The following is a 1,127-nucleotide window of genomic DNA, read 5'->3' as shown; positions in this document are numbered from 1 at the left end:
CAGCTCGCGTACCGCTTTAATGGGCGAACAGCCCAACCCTTGGGACCTACTCCAGCCCCAGGATGCGACGAGCCGACATCGAGGTGCCAAACCATGCCGTCGATATGGACTCTTGGGCAAGATCAGCCTGTTATCCCCGAGGTACCTTTTATCCGTTGAGCGACGGCCATTCCACAATGTACCGCCGGATCACTAGTCCCGACTTTCGTCCCTGCTCGAGATGTCTCTCTCACAGTCAAGCTCCCTTGTGCACTTACACTCGACACCTGATTGCCAACCAGGCTGAGGGAACCTTTGGGCGCCTCCGTTACTTTTTAGGAGGCAACCGCCCCAGTTAAACTACCCATCAGGCACTGTCCCTGACCCGGATTACGGGCCGAAGTTAGATGTCCAAAGTGACCAGAGTGGTATTTCAACGATGACTCCACCCGAACTGGCGTCCGGGCTTCAACGTCTCCCACCTATCCTACACAAGCCACTCCGAACACCAATACCAAACTATAGTAAAGGTCTCGGGGTCTTTCCGTCCTGCTGCGCGTAACGAGCATCTTTACTCGTACTGCAATTTCGCCGAGTTTATGGTTGAGACAGCGGGGAAGTCGTTACTCCATTCGTGCAGGTCGGAACTTACCCGACAAGGAATTTCGCTACCTTAGGATGGTTATAGTTACCACCGCCGTTTACTGGGGCTTAAATTCTCAGCTTCGCCTTGCGGCTAACCGGTCCTCTTAACCTTCCAGCACCGGGCAGGAGTCAGTCCGTATACATCGTCTTGCGACTTCGCACGGACCTGTGTTTTTAGTAAACAGTCGCTTCCCCCTGGTCTCTGCGGCCCCGATCCCCTCCACACCGCGTGGGTGTATCAAGGTTGGGGCCCCCCTTCTCCCGAAGTTACGGGGGCATTTTGCCGAGTTCCTTAACCATAATTCTCTCGATCGCCTTAGTATTCTCTACCTGATCACCTGTGTCGGTTTGGGGTACGGGCGGCTAAAACCTCGCGTCGATGCTTTTCTCGGCAGCATAGGATCACCAAATCCCCCCATACGGGGGTCCCATCAGATCTCAGGCACCATGAGTGGCGGATTTGCCTACCACTCGCCCTACATCCTTAGACCGGGACAACCATC

The 1,127-nt window shown here is 54.9% G+C and carries 1 rRNA gene; it reads right to left on the bottom strand.

Annotated features, from left to right (window positions below):
- Window positions 1-1,127 (bottom strand): 23S ribosomal RNA (locus ACFVTD_RS20995); the annotation flags it as partial.

It is taken from the genome of Pseudarthrobacter sp. NPDC058119, assembly GCF_042884655.1.
GTDB lineage: Bacteria > Actinomycetota > Actinomycetes > Actinomycetales > Micrococcaceae > Arthrobacter.
Note: the sequence above shows the minus strand (reverse complement) of the source record. Positions and strands in the feature narration are given on the sequence as shown.